This window comes from Parasynechococcus sp. (assembly GCF_042954325.1).
Lineage (GTDB): Bacteria > Cyanobacteriota > Cyanobacteriia > PCC-6307 > Cyanobiaceae > Parasynechococcus.
Map to the genome: position 1 here is coordinate 43646 of NZ_JBGKDS010000017.1, position 14777 is coordinate 58422.

Sequence of the window (14777 nt, forward strand, 5' to 3'; positions counted from 1 at the left end):
GAGCCCCTTGAACATGGGCCCTCGGATCCCGCGCGTCGACTTCCTAAGTTGACCGTCCTCTCAGTACTCCATGGCGACCCTCCGCCTCGATCTGATCGGCCGCTATCTGAGGCCGCATCGCAAAACGGTTTTGATCGGGGCACTGGCACTGGTGGTGGTCAACATCCTCAGCGTTTCCATCCCCATGGAAGTCCGTCGTGTGATCGACGAGCTCCAGGAGGGTTTTTCCTATGCCGGCATCCTTCGACAGGCCGGTTGGATCGTGCTCTTGGCCACGACAATGGGCATCATCCGGCTGATTTCGCGTCAGCTGGTGTTCGGTGTTGGACGCCAAGTCGAAGTCGAACTGCGTCAGCGTTTGTTCGATCACATGCTTCGCCAGGAGCCGGCCTGGGTGCAGACCACCGGCAGCGGTGAAGTCATCAGCCGGGCCACAAGCGATGTTGAAAACATTCGCCGGTTGCTTGGCTTCGCTGTTCTCAGCTTGACCAACACGCTGTTGGCCTATGCCCTGACCCTTCCAGCGATGTTGGCCATCGACCCGGGGCTCACCCTTGCGGCGATCGGTTTGTACCCCCTGATGCTGGGGACCGTGCGCCTGTTCGGCGGGCGAATGATGCGACAGCAACGCAAACAACAGGAAGCGCTGTCTGGGCTGAGCGAACTCATTCAGGAAGACCTATCAGGGATCGGAGCGATCAAGATCTATGGCCAGGAGGCCGCCGAACTGACCGCGTTCAGCGACTGCAATCGCCGCTATCGAGACAGTGCCATTCAGCTGGCCCGAACCCGCAGCACTCTCTTTCCTTTACTTGAGGGAATTTCATCGATCTCCCTGCTGCTTCTCCTTGCTTTAGGAAGCGGAAAGCTCGAAGCCGGGGATCTCACCATCGGCGGCCTGGTCGCCCTGATCCTTTATGTCGAACGGCTGGTCTTTCCAACCGCCCTGCTCGGCTTCACGCTCAACACGTTCCAAACCGGACAGGTGAGCCTCGAACGCGTGGAGCAATTGCTGCAACGGCAACCGGTCATCACCGATGCCAAGGCCACTGCGCCGAGGAGAAGTGGGGCCATCAAACGAGGACGGATTGAAGCCCGAGGTCTCAGTGTTCGCTACGAGGGTGCTGATCGGGACACGCTGCAGAGCCTCAGTTTCACCATCGAAGCAGGAGAATTAGTCGCCGTTGTCGGTGCGGTGGGCTGCGGAAAAACAACACTGGCCCGGACCTTCGGTCGCATGATTCCCGTTGAGGAAAACCAGCTTTTCCTCGACGGAATTGACATCAATCATCTTCCACTTAGTGAACTGCGCGAAGACATCGCGATGGTTCCTCAGGAGGGATTTCTGTTCACCAACAGCCTGGCCGACAACCTGCGCTACGGCGAACCGGATGCCGATCTCAACCGCGTGGAACAAGCCGCAGAGCAAGCACGATTGATGGATGACATCAAAGGCTTTCCCGATGGTTTCGAGACTCTGGTGGGTGAACGCGGCATCACCCTGAGCGGCGGCCAGCGCCAGCGCACAGCCCTTGGTCGAGCCCTACTGGTCACGGCGCCAGTCCTGGTGCTGGATGACGCCCTGGCCAGTGTCGACAACAACACGGCCGCAGCCATCCTCGACTCGATCCGTGCTCAGGATGGGCGCACCATCGTGATGATCAGCCATCAACTCTCAGCGGCAGCCGCCTGCGACAGAATCCTGGTGATGGATCAAGGACGGTTGGTCCAGCAGGGACACCATCGTGATCTGATCCAACAACCTGGCGTCTATCGACGGCTTTGGGAGCGCGAACAAGCCGCCGACCAACTCAACGCGATCGCTTCCTGAAGAGTTCTCTTGTGTTTGGTCCAAAGCCGGCAATCACGGCTTAGCTAAGAACGATCGAGGTGATGTCATGACCAGCGGCACTCCCTTTTCAGTGCGATGCACGCTCACGTTTGGCGATATCTACGGGCAGGTTCTGGCTTGGATGGCCGTCATTTTTGTGAGTCTGGCCTCGGGGTTGGCCTTGATGGGCTCCTCCAGACCCCTGTTTGCCCTCGTTGGTGTGGGCTTGATCCTTGTGCTCAGTCTCCCCTTCCTGTTATTCGCCTTTGTCACCACACTGCTGAATCACATTCAGTTGGAACCGACGGGATCACCGGATGCAGGAGCTTCCTAGGATTAATTGAACGTCTAAACCTGCATGTTCGCGAACTGGTTGTCCCCCCAGCAGAACAACCAATCAGAAGAACGTCATGCCGTCCTCGGCACTCCGCTTCGTCTGCCGCTGCTTGATGATCAAGAAGAAGCCATCTTTGCCTGCGGCTGCTTTTGGGGCGCAGAAAAGGGGTTCTGGCGTCTGCCTGGTGTCGTCACCACCGCCGTCGGTTATGCCGGAGGCCAGGTGGATCAGCCCAGTTACAACCAGGTCTGCTCAGGCCGCACCGGCCATACAGAAGTGGTGAGGGTGGTGTGGAGTGCTCCGGCACTTGATTTCAGCGACCTGCTCAAGCTGTTCTGGGAATGCCACGACCCCACCCAGGGTGATCGCCAGGGCAATGACCGTGGCAGCCAGTATCGATCGGCGATTTACACCAGCACCCGTCGGCAGATGGAGCTGGCTCTGGCCAGCCAAGCGACTTATCAAACGAAGCTGGCGGAGGCCGGTTTCGGGCCGATCACCACGGAAATCAAAGCGGACCAAACCTTCCACTTCGCCGAGGGTTATCACCAGCAATATCTGGCCAAACCGGGCAGTCGTCCCTACTGCTCAGCGATGCCAACCCAAGTCCGTTTGGGTGACTTCCCTGGCAGTTCCTACAAACTTCCGGAACAGGTTTGGAATCACTACGACTGGAGCATCAATCACTGTGTCCTACGAGGAGACAATGCGCCCATCGCCTTGAGCTGATGCCAGACCAACTGAGCGATCGTCAAGTGCTTCTGGCCATTCTGTTAACGCTGTTGATCGTCTTCGGGTTGATCTTCGGCCTACGGCATTCTGTCGAGCAGAACAGAGCTCCCTTGCTCTGGCGCGATTCACCGGCCGCACCCGCACCAACTTTGCAGATCTGACCACTGGTGGGCTTGCCGGTCCGGCCAAGATGGCAATCTGTCGCTGACGCGTCGCGCGGAGCCCCACAACTTTGATGGACTCCCGCGATCAAGGTGAGCCACGGCAACTGCACCCGCTCCCCAAAGGCCTTGTGGAGGTTTACGGCCTGATCGCCGTTTTGGTGGTGCTGATCCCGGAATGGATCGCCGACGGAACCCTCAACCTCGGTGGACGGGTCGTCAGGAACCCACTACCGATGAGTGGTCCGGCATGGAAAGCGATCCCGGAATTACAACTCGCAGCCCTTTCACTGGCTGAATTGCGGATCCTGGCCTCCCGAATGCGCTTGATCGGCTACGCCTCCGACTCGAGGGACAAGCTGACCCGACGGCTGCTGCGACGGATGCGGCGACGCTTGCGCCATCGCTGGAATGCACTGTGATAACTTGAATCTGACGGGGCGTAGCGCAGCTTGGTAGCGCACCACTTTGGGGTAGTGGGGGTCGTGGGTTCAAATCCCGCCGCTCCGATCCTTTCCATCCTTGTCACCCCAGATTCAAAGCGTCCCAGCCATGGGGCGCTTTTTTTTGGCCTGCAACCCCGATCGCTCTGTCAGCCCATATCCAGGAGATAGTGCACAACGGCGATGCATTTCTGCGGTTGAATCGCACCATCTCCTGGGTCGCCCACAAGGTCCGTTGGCACGCGATGAATTCGGGTCAGCGACTTCATCTCATAGGTCGCACCAGGCCCCGGACCAGCGCCTCGACTGCGATCCCAAACTTCAGCCGCATGGCCTTTGTAATGGCCCACGATCTGACCTAAGTGGGCGAAATAGTTGTCCTGGATCTGACAGAACACCAGCGCCAGGCATTCATCAAACTCCTCAGAGGACAGCTGATTGCCCTGATCACGCACGGCACACTCGTCCATTCCGAGGACCATGTCCTCCAAGGCACTGTCCCCCCGGTAGCGCCAACAGCGGACATTGATGGGCAACAACTGCATGGTGAGGGGAGCCGCGACGACAGGGACCGCCAAGGAACCACTCCACACTCATCGCAAGTTCCATGCCTGTCGACCCAACGGGCGGCAACTGCAACACGCACCGCTGGATTCACCAGCCGGCCCATCCAGCGGCGGCCATCCCCACTCAACTAGCGATCGGGCAAGGAGACGTCCGTCGGCAGCGTGCACCAGGCCTCAAGCTCCACCTCTTGACCACATTGAGGGCAATGGCGGTTCCTCTCCGGGATCTGACTGAGAGGAACCCACTTGGAGTTCCCCTTCCCCTGAAAGCCACAGTGCTCACAATGAATTAGATACTCAGACACAACCCCATGACGCGGACAATCTCAATACAAATCCAAAGATAGAAACTCATCATCAAGCTGCCGCATCAGCTCATCGTCGTCATGAACAGAACAACGATAAAGAAGATTAACGATACGGCCAACATCAAGATTACGATCCCCAACATCTCTCCAAATACGGGCGGTCAACTCCTGATCACCAAGAACAAATTGCGCCAGAACAAGATCACGAACAATGGAAAAGTAAGACTGACGATCATTCCTTACCCGACACTCTTCCGCCGCAGTGGTCGACATCAAAAGAGGGTGGTCCTGAAAGAAGCGCTGCGTTGTGGCCATCATTCCACCGGCGAAGGACAACAAGTAATCAGCTCAGCTTGCTCAAACGATCAAGCTTCTGTTTCCATGTCCTACCCGTGGCAACGTTGTCTGTAACTAGGTACTTAACCATTCCACAACTGCAAACCAATCCAAGCAAGATGATCTGCGACAGAACCGCTCCCCGCTGAGGCCATGGATTCAGAGGTTCAGAAGTTGATCATCCAGCAACTTCTGGTGATCATTCTTCCAGTGGGGACACTCTTTGCCATCTGGGTCTGGATGCTGACGCTCCGGAGCAACAACCGCTGACAGCTGAGACAACAACAGTCCTGGAGTGGAACTGCGTCGGTTGCGCTCACGGGGATCAACCCCATTACGCCAGGGTGTGAACAACAGAAAGTTTCCTGCCACCAATCCGACAGTGACAATGACGGCGGCAAGCTGTTCCAAGGTTTCCACAGGTGGTCAACAACGGATTAGATCAAGCCGGGGCAATCCTGCAGCTTCACGGTGGCACAGGCCACATCCACCTGGATCAGTCAACAGACCCTGCCGTCCCATGTGACGTTGTCTCTCATCCAGGCAAACAGCGATCAGCGACGGCTTATGAACGGAAGCCGCTGCAGATCGGGAACCATGGCCCTTCTCTGGGAAAACCTGTCCAGTCAGTTGGAGAGTGTGCGCTCATCCACACGGATGACGACGGTGGTGACCACGAACAGCGACGCCACATTTGACGGTACAAAAACCCGGCAGCAACGGCTGGAGATGGCTCTTGCGGCGGCTCAGAAGGCCGGAAACAAGGTCATGGTCAGCTCGCTCACTGCTGTTCTTGAGGGACGTGAACCGCAACTGGACTTGCCCAGTTTTCCCGAGGGGATCAACCTGAGCTAACCCATTACGGCGCTTCGGCCACACAGAGGTCACCCAGGGCCGCCAGTCGCGACTGAAGCGCCGACCAGTTGAAACTTCTCGGGTCACTGCGCTCTCCACCGATGTCCACATGGCGGTGGGTGGTGATCGCCGCCGGAGGCAGATTGAACGTCTTGATCCAGTCCGACAACACCAGGGCCATGGCGTCGTACTGCTGTCGCGTGTACCCGCTGTGGGAGCTGTTGCTGTTGGCTCCAGACCAAGGGGTCTCGAGACTGAGATGGAGCGCGAAATTATTCACGGATCCTTCAAAGCGCTTGTTCGTAATGGCCCATTCGCCTAGGAATGCGGAATAGCCCGCCCCAAAGGCCCGCTTTGTCGGTGGGACCAGATCAAGCACCTCACCGTTGAGGCCGATCAAGGTGTGATAGCTCACCTGGTCCTCATCCCGAGGGTGCGGGGTCAAGAACGTGTTGACCGCCGAATTCAACGAATAGACGGTCTCATGGAGAACAACAACCCGTGGGGTGGTGTCCAAGGGCTGCCCAAAGGCATCTTCAGCATGGCGCACACCGAAATTGGTCGGGTCAATGGCGACCGTTGCTCTCCATGAGGCTTCGCGATGGAGAAGTGATTCCAGACGTCGACGCACGGCAGGGTCAATGCCAGAACACTGGCGCGACAGGGGCGACGACCAACTGCGGGCGAACGGTGGTTGAGGGGATGAGCCGATGGGGGCCACGTCCTGCGTCTGCCCCCGCTCCCGGCTGACCTGCTCCAGCAGCTCCAGAAGAGAGGTTCGACCATCGGCCTGCAGCGGGCTGCCACTGCTCCCTGACAAGACGATGACGGCTGATGTACCAACGGCCGCGGTGGCCATGATTCCAACCGTCGCCCATGGATGACGGCGACAACGCTGCCAGGCGGATTGGAGAGTTCGATTCAGAGGAACTCGAACCATCGATCGCGGAGCTCACGTTGCTGCACTGACGCTCCAGGGTCCCAACTGAGTTGCCAATGGTCCACCCCAGACACCGGGGAAAGTGACGCTTCTGCCAGGCGGCCCCGTCGGGCGTAGGTGATCCGCGACGTCGCACGATCACTGAGCAGCCGAGCCACGTCCTCGATGCGGCGCACCCGCAAGCCCTCAATGGCGATCAACTCATCTCCCGCCACGAGCTGTGCGGCCTGGGCCGGACTCGTCGCCGCAACACGGGAAATCACGATGCAACTCTGGTCCAGCTTCAGGGTCAGTCCATGGTCGGGGTCCTTCGTGGGCACTGCCACCAGCTCCAATCCCACCATCGCAGCGGTCTGCTGCAGTGGCAGGGCGTCGGGATGATCCAGCCAATCAGCCAGCGACACGGCCAAATCGGGATTGTCCTGACCGATCAACCCCAGGATGTCGCTGCGGGTGTACCCACGACCACTCACACCATGGCTGAACCAGAGCGCACGCAACACATTCGCCAGCGACGACCCTGAAGCGCGAAGCCGCACATCCAGACAAAAGGCGGTTGCCGCTCCCAGGCCGTAATAACTGACCTGTTCATCACGGGAGGCTGGGGTGGCCTTGTAGAGCTTTACCCAGGCCTCACGGGCACTGGCCGCCAGCGACTGAATCTGCCGGCCCGGTGTCAGCAGAACCCTGGACAGGTCATCGCCGAGATCCTTGAGCAGCGTGCGCCGGTCACTGCGGCCCGCAAGCAATGGAAAAGCAAGGTCGTAGTAGCTCGTGATGCCCTCAGCAAACCAAAGGCCTTCACTGACCACCGCACGGCTGTAGTCGTACGGCCTGTACTCCAACGGCCGTAACCGGCGCACGTTCCATTGGTGCAGGTATTCATGGCCAATCAGCTGCAGAAGCTTGCGATAACCATCCGCCGTCTGGACCTCGGTGCGGCTGTAGTGCAGGACACTGCTGTGGTCATGTTCCAGTCCGCCGTAACCGCGTTCGAGCAGCTGAATCACCAGTTGATAGCGATCACCGGCCGGAGGGTCAGTGCCCATCAAGCGGCAGGTGGCCGTGCAAACCGCCTCCACATCGGCCAGCAAGGTCTCTGGCCATCCATTGGGCGGGGCATCGATCAGCAGCAGCTCATGGTGCTGGCCCTGAACCGTGAAGGGTTGTGCAGGAAACGGACCGGCGTGCACCGGGCTGTCGATCAGGCCATCGAGATCAGGCGCGGACCACACCCTGCCCACCTGGGGCAAAGGCACATGGACCTGCCAGTGCTCTGGCGCCAAAACACTGAGCTCATGGGTGAGCCAACGGCAACCATCGAGTTCCATCACCAGCCCCGCCAGACAGAGCGAGGCCAGATCCGGATCGAGATAACACGTGCGCACCGTGAGATCTCTTGCTGAAACGGTGTACTCGAGGGTGAGAGGCTCAAGCTGATCCAGATCAGCCACCCAGCGCGACGGGTCAAGTCGGCGGGTCGGAACCTCGGTCAATCCAGCGGATAAACGCAGGCTGTGGAGGTGCTGGACGTGATCTCTCACGGTGTAAGAGCCAGGCGTCCAAACCGGCAATTGCAGCAGCTGCCGACGCGAGGTCGGTTGCCACTGCAAACGGACTCCGATGCTCTGGGACTGCGATTGGCGCAGATCGAGTTGAACTTGAACGAACTCAGACAAGTCAGATCTGATCAACGGTGACCTGAGCGGTCTGGAAGTCGCTCGACGTCACTTGCTCCATCGCGTTCAAAAGCGCATAACGCCGGGTCACCTTTTGCAAGCGGGAGGCGAGGCCCGGTTGCAGGCTGATGCGTTGGAGATCACCAACCATGGAGATCGAACCGGATCCAGAGGATCTCCAGCCCAAGGGGCGGTGCTCGGGACGTTCGGCCAAAAGATCAACAGGGCACGGAGCGCCGTCGAACACCGTTAGCTCCGACTGACGGCTGACCTGGAAGCCTTCATCCAGCAGGGCTGCTTCAAGCAGGTCCAGGCGGGTGAAGACGGTCGGCAGGATGGAGAGATGGGACATAAACCCGATGCCCGCTTTTTCAGACCCTAGCGATCATCAAGCCGCTGACCAAGCCTTGCTGCAGCCCCCGCTGCAGAACGACTCATCAGCTCCGTCGCAACCGCCGCTGCGCCTCGGTGTCATGGCCTCGGGCAATGGCAGCAACTTCGAAGCCCTCGCGACGGCGATCGAAGCCGGAACGCTGCATGCCGAACTCGTTCTGCTGATTGTGAACAACCCCGGCTGCGGCGCTGTGGCACGCGCCGAACGGCTTCAAATTCCCCACAAGGTTGTTGACCACAGACGCTGGACGATCCGAGAAGAGCTGGATCAGGAACTGGTCCGAACCTTTCAGGCCGCATCCGTGGATGCGGTGGTGATGGCGGGGTGGATGCGCATTGTGACCCCCGTGCTGATCCATGCCTTCGCCGATCGTTTGCTCAACATCCACCCATCGCTGCTTCCGAGCTTCCGGGGGCTGGATGCCATCGGACAAGCGTTAAAGGCCGGGGTCTGCATCAGCGGCTGCACCGTTCACTTGGTGAGCGAAGAACTGGATGCAGGCCCGATCCTTGCCCAGGCAGCCGTTCCAGTGCTGGACACCGATGACCACGCCAGCCTGGCCGAACGCATTCACCGCCAGGAACATCGCCTGCTTCCCCACGCGGTGCAGCTGGCGGCATCCCGCTGGACTCAGGGGTAAAACGACTGCAGGGGCAGACCGGTCTCCGGTTTCAACCCAGCCATCAGGTTCAGGCACTGAACACCCTGGCCGGCCTGACCCTTGATCAGGTTGTCGATGGCGCTCATCAGCACCAGTTGACCGGTGCGCGTGTCGACTTGGACCGAGAGCTGGGCCCTGTTGGTGTGACGTGCCCACTTCGTGGCTGGGTAGGTCCCGACCGGCAGAACGGAGACGCAGGGGTGGTGTCTGTAAACCGCGTTGAGCACCGTGGTGCAGTCGTCAGCGGTCAACCCTGGATCCCGTAGGCGGGCATAGACCGTGGAGAGCAAACCACGCACCATCGGCACGAGATGCGGTGTGAACTGCAGCTGCACCGACTGTCCCGCAACCTCCGTCGCCATCTGCTCTATCTCCGAGGTGTGGCGGTGACCGACCACGCCATAGGGAGCAATCGACTCGGAGGCTTCGGCGAGCAACATCGCTTCCTTCGGCACCCGTCCACCACCGGAGGTTCCGGTTTTGGCGTCAATGATGATCCCATCCGTTTCGATGAGTCCCTGCTTCAGAAACGGCAGCAGAGGGAGCAGGCTGGCCGTGGGGAAGCATCCGGGGGCGGCCACCAGAGAGGCCTCTGCAATGGCAGGCCCCTGCCACTCGGGCAAGCCGTAGACAGCGGTCCGGCAAAGCTCGGCATCCCTGCGATTCAGGGCCTGGGCCTCCTGTGCGTACACCTTGCTCCATTGCTCGAGGGAGCGATAGCGGAAATCGGCAGAGAGGTCGACGACACGAACCCCCCGTTCAATCAACTGAGGGGCGAGGCGGGCCGCCACGCCATTGGGAAGGCTCAGCACCGCGAAATCAGCCGCGTCCGCGATGCGGTCGGGATCCGCCGACTCCACCAAGGGGTCATCGGGGAGGGGCAAAAACGGACAAATCGAACTCCAACGCTGGCCGGCGCTGCGTTCCCCTCCCAGGAAGGTCGCCGTCAGACCAGGGTGGCCCAACAGGAGACGCAAGGTCTGAAGCCCGCCATATCCAGAGGCACCGATCACGGCAACCCGGGAGGCCGTGGGTGTGACCAATTGGCTCATGGAAGGCGAGGAGCTGCTTTGCATGAGCTTGCTCAGGCGTCAGCTGAAATTACTAGGTATCGATAATGACAAGACACACCTTCGCGTCTGGACCCCTGACAACCAGCACCGCCGAACGCATCCGCTTCGACTCCATCCCCGATGCCCTGGCAGCGATCCGCAACGGTGCCTGCGTTGTGGTGGTCGATGACGAGCAGCGGGAAAACGAAGGAGATCTGATCTGCGCCGCTCAGTTCGCGACGCCGGAGGCCATCAATTTCATGGCCACCGAGGCACGGGGGCTGATCTGCCTGGCGATGGAGGGAGAACGTCTGGATGAACTGGATCTACCGCTGATGGTGGATCGCAACACCGATGCCAATGAAACGGCCTTCACCGTCAGCATCGATGCCGGCCTGGAACACGGTGTCAGCACAGGGATTTCCGCGGAAGATCGCGCCCGGACGATCCAGGTGGCGCTCAATCCGGCCACACGACCCGCTGAACTGCGACGGCCCGGCCACATTTTTCCCCTCAGAGCCCGGAAAGGTGGGGTGCTGAAACGGGCGGGTCATACCGAAGCCGCCGTTGACCTCTCCCAACTCGCGGGACTGACGCCGGCCGGTGTGATCTGTGAGATCCAAAACACGGATGGATCGATGGCACGCCTGCCCGAATTGAGGCGGTATGCCGATCAATGGGGCTTGATGTTGATCAGCATCGCGGATCTGATCCGCTACCGGCTGGAGAACGAACGCTTCATCGAACGTCAGGCGCACGCCGAACTTCCGAGCCAGTTCGGACAGTTCCAAGCGATCGGTTATCGCAATGCCCTGGACGGCTCCGAGCATGTCGCCCTGGTCAAGGGCGACCCTTCGGCCCTGCAGGAGCCGGTCCTGGTGCGGATGCACTCGGAATGCCTCACCGGCGATGCGTTTGGCTCCTTGCGCTGCGACTGTCGCCCGCAGCTGGAGGCGGCCCTGGGCCGCATCGAACAGGAAGGCCAGGGGGTGGTGGTCTATCTCCGCCAGGAGGGCCGGGGGATTGGCCTGATCAACAAGCTCAAGGCTTACAGCCTCCAGGATGGGGGTCTGGACACCGTGGAAGCCAATGAAAAGCTGGGCTTCCCCGCTGATCTCCGCAACTACGGCGTCGGGGCCCAGATCCTGACGGATCTGGGCATTCATCGCCTGCGTCTGCTGACCAACAATCCGCGCAAGATTGCCGGTCTGGGCGGATATGGGCTTCAGGTGGTGGAACGCGTCCCGCTGGAAATCAACGCCGGGGATCACAACGCCGACTACCTGGCCGCCAAGCGAGACAAGCTCGGTCACCTCTTCAGCGATGCCACACCCTGTTGCGTGCTGGCGCTGTCCGTCGAAGCGACCAGCAACGCCTTACCCCAGTGGAGGCGCCAGGTCGAAAACGCAGCTCAACACCATGGGATTCACTTGGAGGCCCTCCATGCACCCCGAGTTCTTGCACTTTGGGAACGGCCCCAATTCGTCTGGAAACTGACACCGGCAGAGATCAATCTGGAACCCCTGCTGAGGGAACTCGCCGCGTGGCAGGAGGTCCAGAGGATCGGCTTGATGCGCACACCCTCTGAACAGATGGCACTGCACCCAACGCAGACCCTCGACCGACAGGAGCGCAGCCTGGCTCAACTCAAAGACCCCACCCAAGAGAGGGAGCTGCTCAGCGCAAGCCCCTCCCTTGTGAATTGGTCCTAGGGGGAGTTCAGCTGTCCTGAATGGTGACCTTGTTGATCCGGGAACCGTTGGCCAGCTTCAGCACAACATCCATGTTTCCGGTGAGGCCAAACACGGTGTGAACGCCATCGAGGTGGGGCTGGGCTTCATGGCAGATGTAGAACTGCGAGCCACCGGTGTTGCGACCGGCATGGGCCATCGCCAGGGTGCCGGATTGGTGCTTTTGGCTGTTGATCTCGCAATCGATCTGGTAACCGGGGCCACCTGTTCCCGCCATGCCACGGGCACCATCACGGCTGTTGGGACAACCGCCTTGGGCCATGAACCCTGGGATGACGCGGTGAAAGGCGAGGCCGTCGTAGAAGCCTTCCTTGGCAAGCTTGACGAAATTGGCCACGGTGTTGGGCGCGTCGGCCTCGAACAGCTCGAGCTCAATCAGGCCTGCCTCGGTGTCCATCAAGGCCTTGGTCATGGGACGCGAGCAAAATTGGAGTGTAAGTACAGAGGAACGGATACAGGACATGCGCGAACTCCAGAGCGCACGGGTCGGTGTCATCGGAGGCAGTGGTCTTTATGCCATCCGAGGACTGGACAACGTCTCAGAACACCAACTCGATACCCCATTCGGCCGCCCCTCGGACCTGCTGCGGGTGGGAACCCTCAATGGCATGGACACCGTGTTTTTGGCCCGCCACGGCCAGCACCACCATCTCCTGCCCAAGGAGGTGCCCTACAGAGCCAACATCTGGGCGATGCGGCAGCTTGGCGTGCGGTGGTTGGTCTCGGTGTCCGCCGTGGGATCGCTGCGGGAAGACCTGCGCCCGCGGGACATGGTGGTACCGGATCAATTCATCGATCGAACCCAAGAGCGACCGCACAGTTTTTTCGGTGATGGCTGCGTGGCCCATGTGAGTCTCGCCGACCCGTTTTGCCCGGTATTGAGCCGTCTTGTCGCAGAATCCGCGGACGCCGCGATCCCGGACGGTCACCGTCTGCATCGAGGTGGGACCTACCTCTGCATGGAAGGTCCGGCCTTTTCCACACGCGCGGAAAGCGAGCTGTACCGCAGCTGGAACTGCTCCGTGATCGGCATGACCAATCACACCGAAGCCAGGCTGGCCCGTGAAGCGGAACTGGCCTACGCCTCACTGAGCATGGTCACCGACTACGACTGCTGGCACCCCGACCACGACGCCGTCAGCGTGGAGATGGTGATCGGAAATCTCCAGGCCAATGCCGCTGCCACTGAACCCATCCTCCATGGACTGATGGGCCGTCTGAAGACGGAACGTCCGGAATCAGCGGCCCACAGTGCCTTGGCCTCGGCACTGATCACACCAAAAGACGCCGTGCCTGCGGAGACCCGTCAACGCCTGGACCTGCTGACGAGCCCGTACTGGGGGGCCTGGTCTCAGGGAGACGCCAGCTGACAACCGCAGCTCTCCAGAGCGGCCCGTAACTGATGTTGATGCTGCTCGAGGCAGGACTCGGCGTCCGCTCGATTCAGATTCGCCGACGCCATCAGCAACGCCAGTTTGACGGAGCCGCCGCTCTGCTCGAGAACCACCAGAGCACGGTCACGATCCAAACCAGCCAGATCACGAAGAATCCGCAGGGATCGATCTACCAGCTTGCTGTTGCTGGCGGAGACATCCACCATCCGATTGCCGTACACCTTCCCCAGGCCGACCATCACGGAGGTTGAAATGATGTTGAGCGCCATCTTGGTGGCGGTTCCAGCCTTGAGGCGGGTCGAGCCTGTGAGGAGTTCGGGACCCGTCAACAGGCGGATGTCAATGTCACAGGGCAACGGCGCTTGATCCGTCGGGACACAGGCCATCGCGATGGCGAGGGCTCCGATGCTGCGGGCATGGTGCAACGCCCCTCTGACGTAGGGCGTTGTGCCACCAGCCGCAATGCCGATCAGACAGTCGGCAGAGCCAAAGCCTTTGGCTTCGAGGTCAGCTCGGCCAGCTTCGTCCAGATCTTCCAGGCCTTCGGAACTGCGCAGCAGGGCGGGGGCCCCGCCCGCGAGCAGACCCTGCACCATCTCTGGATCACTGCAGAACGTCGGTGGACATTCCGCAGCATCCAAGACCCCCAAACGACCGGACGTTCCAGCTCCGAGGTAAAACAGCCTTCCCCCGTCGCGCAGCCGTGCCGTAATCGCCGTCACGGCTTCCGTGAGTTGCGCTGACGCACCGGCAACGGCCTGTTGAGGACGCAGATCCTCACTGACGAACAACGCCACCAAATCCGCCGTCGGCAGCTGATCTAAATCCCGACTGCGGGGGTTGGACTGCTCCGTCAGCAAATGGCCGCGATCAGCCGAGGGTTGTCGATCAGGATCAAATCCAGCCATGGCGTTCAGAGCAGACCCTCGAGGCGTCGACGCAACGCATCCAGCTCAGCGGAATCAGACGCGGTGTCCTGAACCGCGTCCTGAACCGGGGCCACGTCACCGTCCTCCTTCCACGTGGTCACATCACGGTTGGACTCCGGCGGTGCCATAAACAGTCGTTCCTCATCACTTTCAGGGACAAAACCGGCCTGGATGAACCGGGCTTCGTACCCGGATTGCTGGCAAAACGCCTCGATCTCCTCACGATCCAGCGCTTCAACGGTCGGCACCGGAAAGTCCTGGGCTTCCAGCAATCCCGCGTAACGCTCAGCATCGTCGGGATTCTCAAACAGCAGGACCACTGTTTTGCCTGACATCTCCAACGAGTGAATGCCCTCGGCATCGCTGCCGGCATCAAAGAGAAGAACGTGGACCTGCATTCACCACCGA

At 60.3% G+C, this 14777-nt stretch carries 19 protein-coding genes and 1 tRNA gene; 10 read left to right on the forward strand and 10 right to left on the reverse strand.

From position 1 onward, the window contains the following. Positions 1 to 70: 70 nt before the first annotated feature. From ACGVKB_RS02680 to ACGVKB_RS02705, 6 genes are all read left to right on the forward strand, one after another. Complete coding sequence (locus tag ACGVKB_RS02680; RefSeq protein WP_392349729.1) at positions 71 to 1831, forward strand: ABC transporter ATP-binding protein; 1761 nt, start codon at positions 71 to 73, stop codon at positions 1829 to 1831. 67 nt (positions 1832 to 1898) lie between these two features. Then, positions 1899 to 2165, forward strand: a complete 267-nt coding sequence (locus ACGVKB_RS02685; RefSeq protein WP_392349730.1) for a hypothetical protein — start codon at positions 1899 to 1901, stop codon at positions 2163 to 2165. Positions 2166 to 2189: 24 nt separating this feature from the next. After that, on the forward strand, positions 2190 to 2897 hold the full coding sequence (gene msrA / locus ACGVKB_RS02690; RefSeq protein ID WP_392349731.1) for a peptide-methionine (S)-S-oxide reductase MsrA: 708 nt from the start codon (positions 2190 to 2192) through the stop codon (positions 2895 to 2897). Next, positions 2897 to 3061: a hypothetical protein gene (locus ACGVKB_RS02695; protein ID WP_392349732.1), complete on the forward strand. Its 165-nt coding sequence runs from the start codon at positions 2897 to 2899 to the stop codon at positions 3059 to 3061. The genes msrA and ACGVKB_RS02695 overlap by 1 nt, the downstream gene beginning before the upstream one ends. 74 nt (positions 3062 to 3135) lie before the next feature. After that, on the forward strand, positions 3136 to 3483 hold the full coding sequence (locus ACGVKB_RS02700; RefSeq protein WP_392349733.1) for a hypothetical protein: 348 nt from the start codon (positions 3136 to 3138) through the stop codon (positions 3481 to 3483). Positions 3484 to 3497: 14 nt separating this feature from the next. Further along, positions 3498 to 3571: transfer RNA gene (locus ACGVKB_RS02705), tRNA-Pro, on the forward strand. Positions 3572 to 3653: 82 nt separating this feature from the next. Here ACGVKB_RS02705 and ACGVKB_RS02710 read toward each other — a convergent pair. The 3 genes from ACGVKB_RS02710 to ACGVKB_RS02720 all read right to left on the reverse strand — a co-directional run bounded on the left by ACGVKB_RS02710 (position 3654) and on the right by ACGVKB_RS02720 (position 5086). Continuing rightward, the gene (locus ACGVKB_RS02710) at positions 3654 to 4082 is read right to left on the reverse strand and encodes a hypothetical protein (RefSeq protein ID WP_392349734.1); all 429 of its coding nucleotides are present in this window, start codon (positions 4080 to 4082) and stop codon (positions 3654 to 3656) included. Positions 4083 to 4396: 314 nt separating this feature from the next. Further along, the gene (locus ACGVKB_RS02715; protein WP_392349735.1) at positions 4397 to 4693 is read right to left on the reverse strand and encodes a hypothetical protein; all 297 of its coding nucleotides are present in this window, start codon (positions 4691 to 4693) and stop codon (positions 4397 to 4399) included. A 180-nt stretch (positions 4694 to 4873) separates the two neighbouring features. Next, positions 4874 to 5086 (reverse strand): hypothetical protein, encoded by a 213-nt coding sequence (locus ACGVKB_RS02720; protein WP_392349736.1) that lies wholly within the window; start codon positions 5084 to 5086, stop codon positions 4874 to 4876. A 225-nt stretch (positions 5087 to 5311) separates the two neighbouring features. On the opposite strand from ACGVKB_RS02720, the gene ACGVKB_RS02725 reads away from it, so the two are divergent. Further along, positions 5312 to 5569 carry a hypothetical protein gene (locus ACGVKB_RS02725; RefSeq protein ID WP_392349737.1) on the forward strand — a complete coding sequence of 86 codons (258 nt, stop codon included), beginning with the start codon at positions 5312 to 5314 and terminating at the stop codon, positions 5567 to 5569. Positions 5570 to 5573: 4 nt separating this feature from the next. On the opposite strand, the gene ACGVKB_RS02730 is transcribed toward ACGVKB_RS02725, so the two are convergent. The 3 genes from ACGVKB_RS02730 to ACGVKB_RS02740 are packed head-to-tail and all read right to left on the reverse strand — an operon-like array spanning position 5574 to position 8540. Beyond that, entirely contained in the window at positions 5574 to 6509 is a 936-nt protein-coding gene (locus tag ACGVKB_RS02730) for an N-acetylmuramoyl-L-alanine amidase (RefSeq protein WP_392349738.1), read from the reverse strand. Beyond that, positions 6491 to 8188 (reverse strand): M61 family metallopeptidase, encoded by a 1698-nt coding sequence (locus ACGVKB_RS02735; RefSeq protein ID WP_392349739.1) that lies wholly within the window; start codon positions 8186 to 8188, stop codon positions 6491 to 6493. Before ACGVKB_RS02735 ends, ACGVKB_RS02730 begins: the two co-directional genes overlap by 19 nt. Position 8189: 1 nt before the next feature. Further along, the gene (locus ACGVKB_RS02740) at positions 8190 to 8540 is read right to left on the reverse strand and encodes a DUF1257 domain-containing protein (protein WP_392349740.1); all 351 of its coding nucleotides are present in this window, start codon (positions 8538 to 8540) and stop codon (positions 8190 to 8192) included. A 7-nt stretch (positions 8541 to 8547) separates the two neighbouring features. Between ACGVKB_RS02740 and purN the strand changes: the two genes are divergently transcribed. Beyond that, a complete protein-coding gene (gene purN / locus ACGVKB_RS02745; protein ID WP_392349741.1) occupies positions 8548 to 9222 on the forward strand; it encodes a phosphoribosylglycinamide formyltransferase in 675 nt (224 codons plus the stop codon). On the opposite strand, the gene argC is transcribed toward purN, so the two are convergent. After that, the gene (argC, locus tag ACGVKB_RS02750) at positions 9213 to 10295 is read right to left on the reverse strand and encodes an N-acetyl-gamma-glutamyl-phosphate reductase (RefSeq protein ID WP_392349742.1); all 1083 of its coding nucleotides are present in this window, start codon (positions 10293 to 10295) and stop codon (positions 9213 to 9215) included. The two genes, purN and argC, sit on opposite strands and share 10 nt — an antisense overlap. A 65-nt stretch (positions 10296 to 10360) precedes the next feature. On the opposite strand from argC, the gene ribBA reads away from it, so the two are divergent. Beyond that, complete coding sequence (gene ribBA / locus ACGVKB_RS02755) at positions 10361 to 12007, forward strand: bifunctional 3,4-dihydroxy-2-butanone-4-phosphate synthase/GTP cyclohydrolase II (protein WP_392349743.1); 1647 nt, start codon at positions 10361 to 10363, stop codon at positions 12005 to 12007. Positions 12008 to 12014: 7 nt separating this feature from the next. Here the strand turns inward: ribBA and ACGVKB_RS02760 are convergent, their stop codons facing one another. Beyond that, entirely contained in the window at positions 12015 to 12458 is a 444-nt protein-coding gene (locus tag ACGVKB_RS02760; protein ID WP_392349744.1) for a peptidylprolyl isomerase, read from the reverse strand. Between the two features lie 49 nt (positions 12459 to 12507). On the opposite strand from ACGVKB_RS02760, the gene mtnP reads away from it, so the two are divergent. Further along, entirely contained in the window at positions 12508 to 13416 is a 909-nt protein-coding gene (gene mtnP / locus ACGVKB_RS02765) for an S-methyl-5'-thioadenosine phosphorylase (protein ID WP_392349745.1), read from the forward strand. Here mtnP and murQ read toward each other — a convergent pair. Together murQ and ACGVKB_RS02775 are read right to left on the reverse strand one after the other, a co-directional pair. Continuing rightward, complete coding sequence (gene murQ / locus ACGVKB_RS02770; RefSeq protein ID WP_392349746.1) at positions 13398 to 14348, reverse strand: N-acetylmuramic acid 6-phosphate etherase; 951 nt, start codon at positions 14346 to 14348, stop codon at positions 13398 to 13400. The two genes, mtnP and murQ, sit on opposite strands and share 19 nt — an antisense overlap. A gap of 5 nt (positions 14349 to 14353) precedes the next feature. Then, complete coding sequence (locus ACGVKB_RS02775; protein ID WP_392349747.1) at positions 14354 to 14767, reverse strand: DUF3110 domain-containing protein; 414 nt, start codon at positions 14765 to 14767, stop codon at positions 14354 to 14356. Between the last annotated feature and the right edge of the window lie 10 nt (positions 14768 to 14777).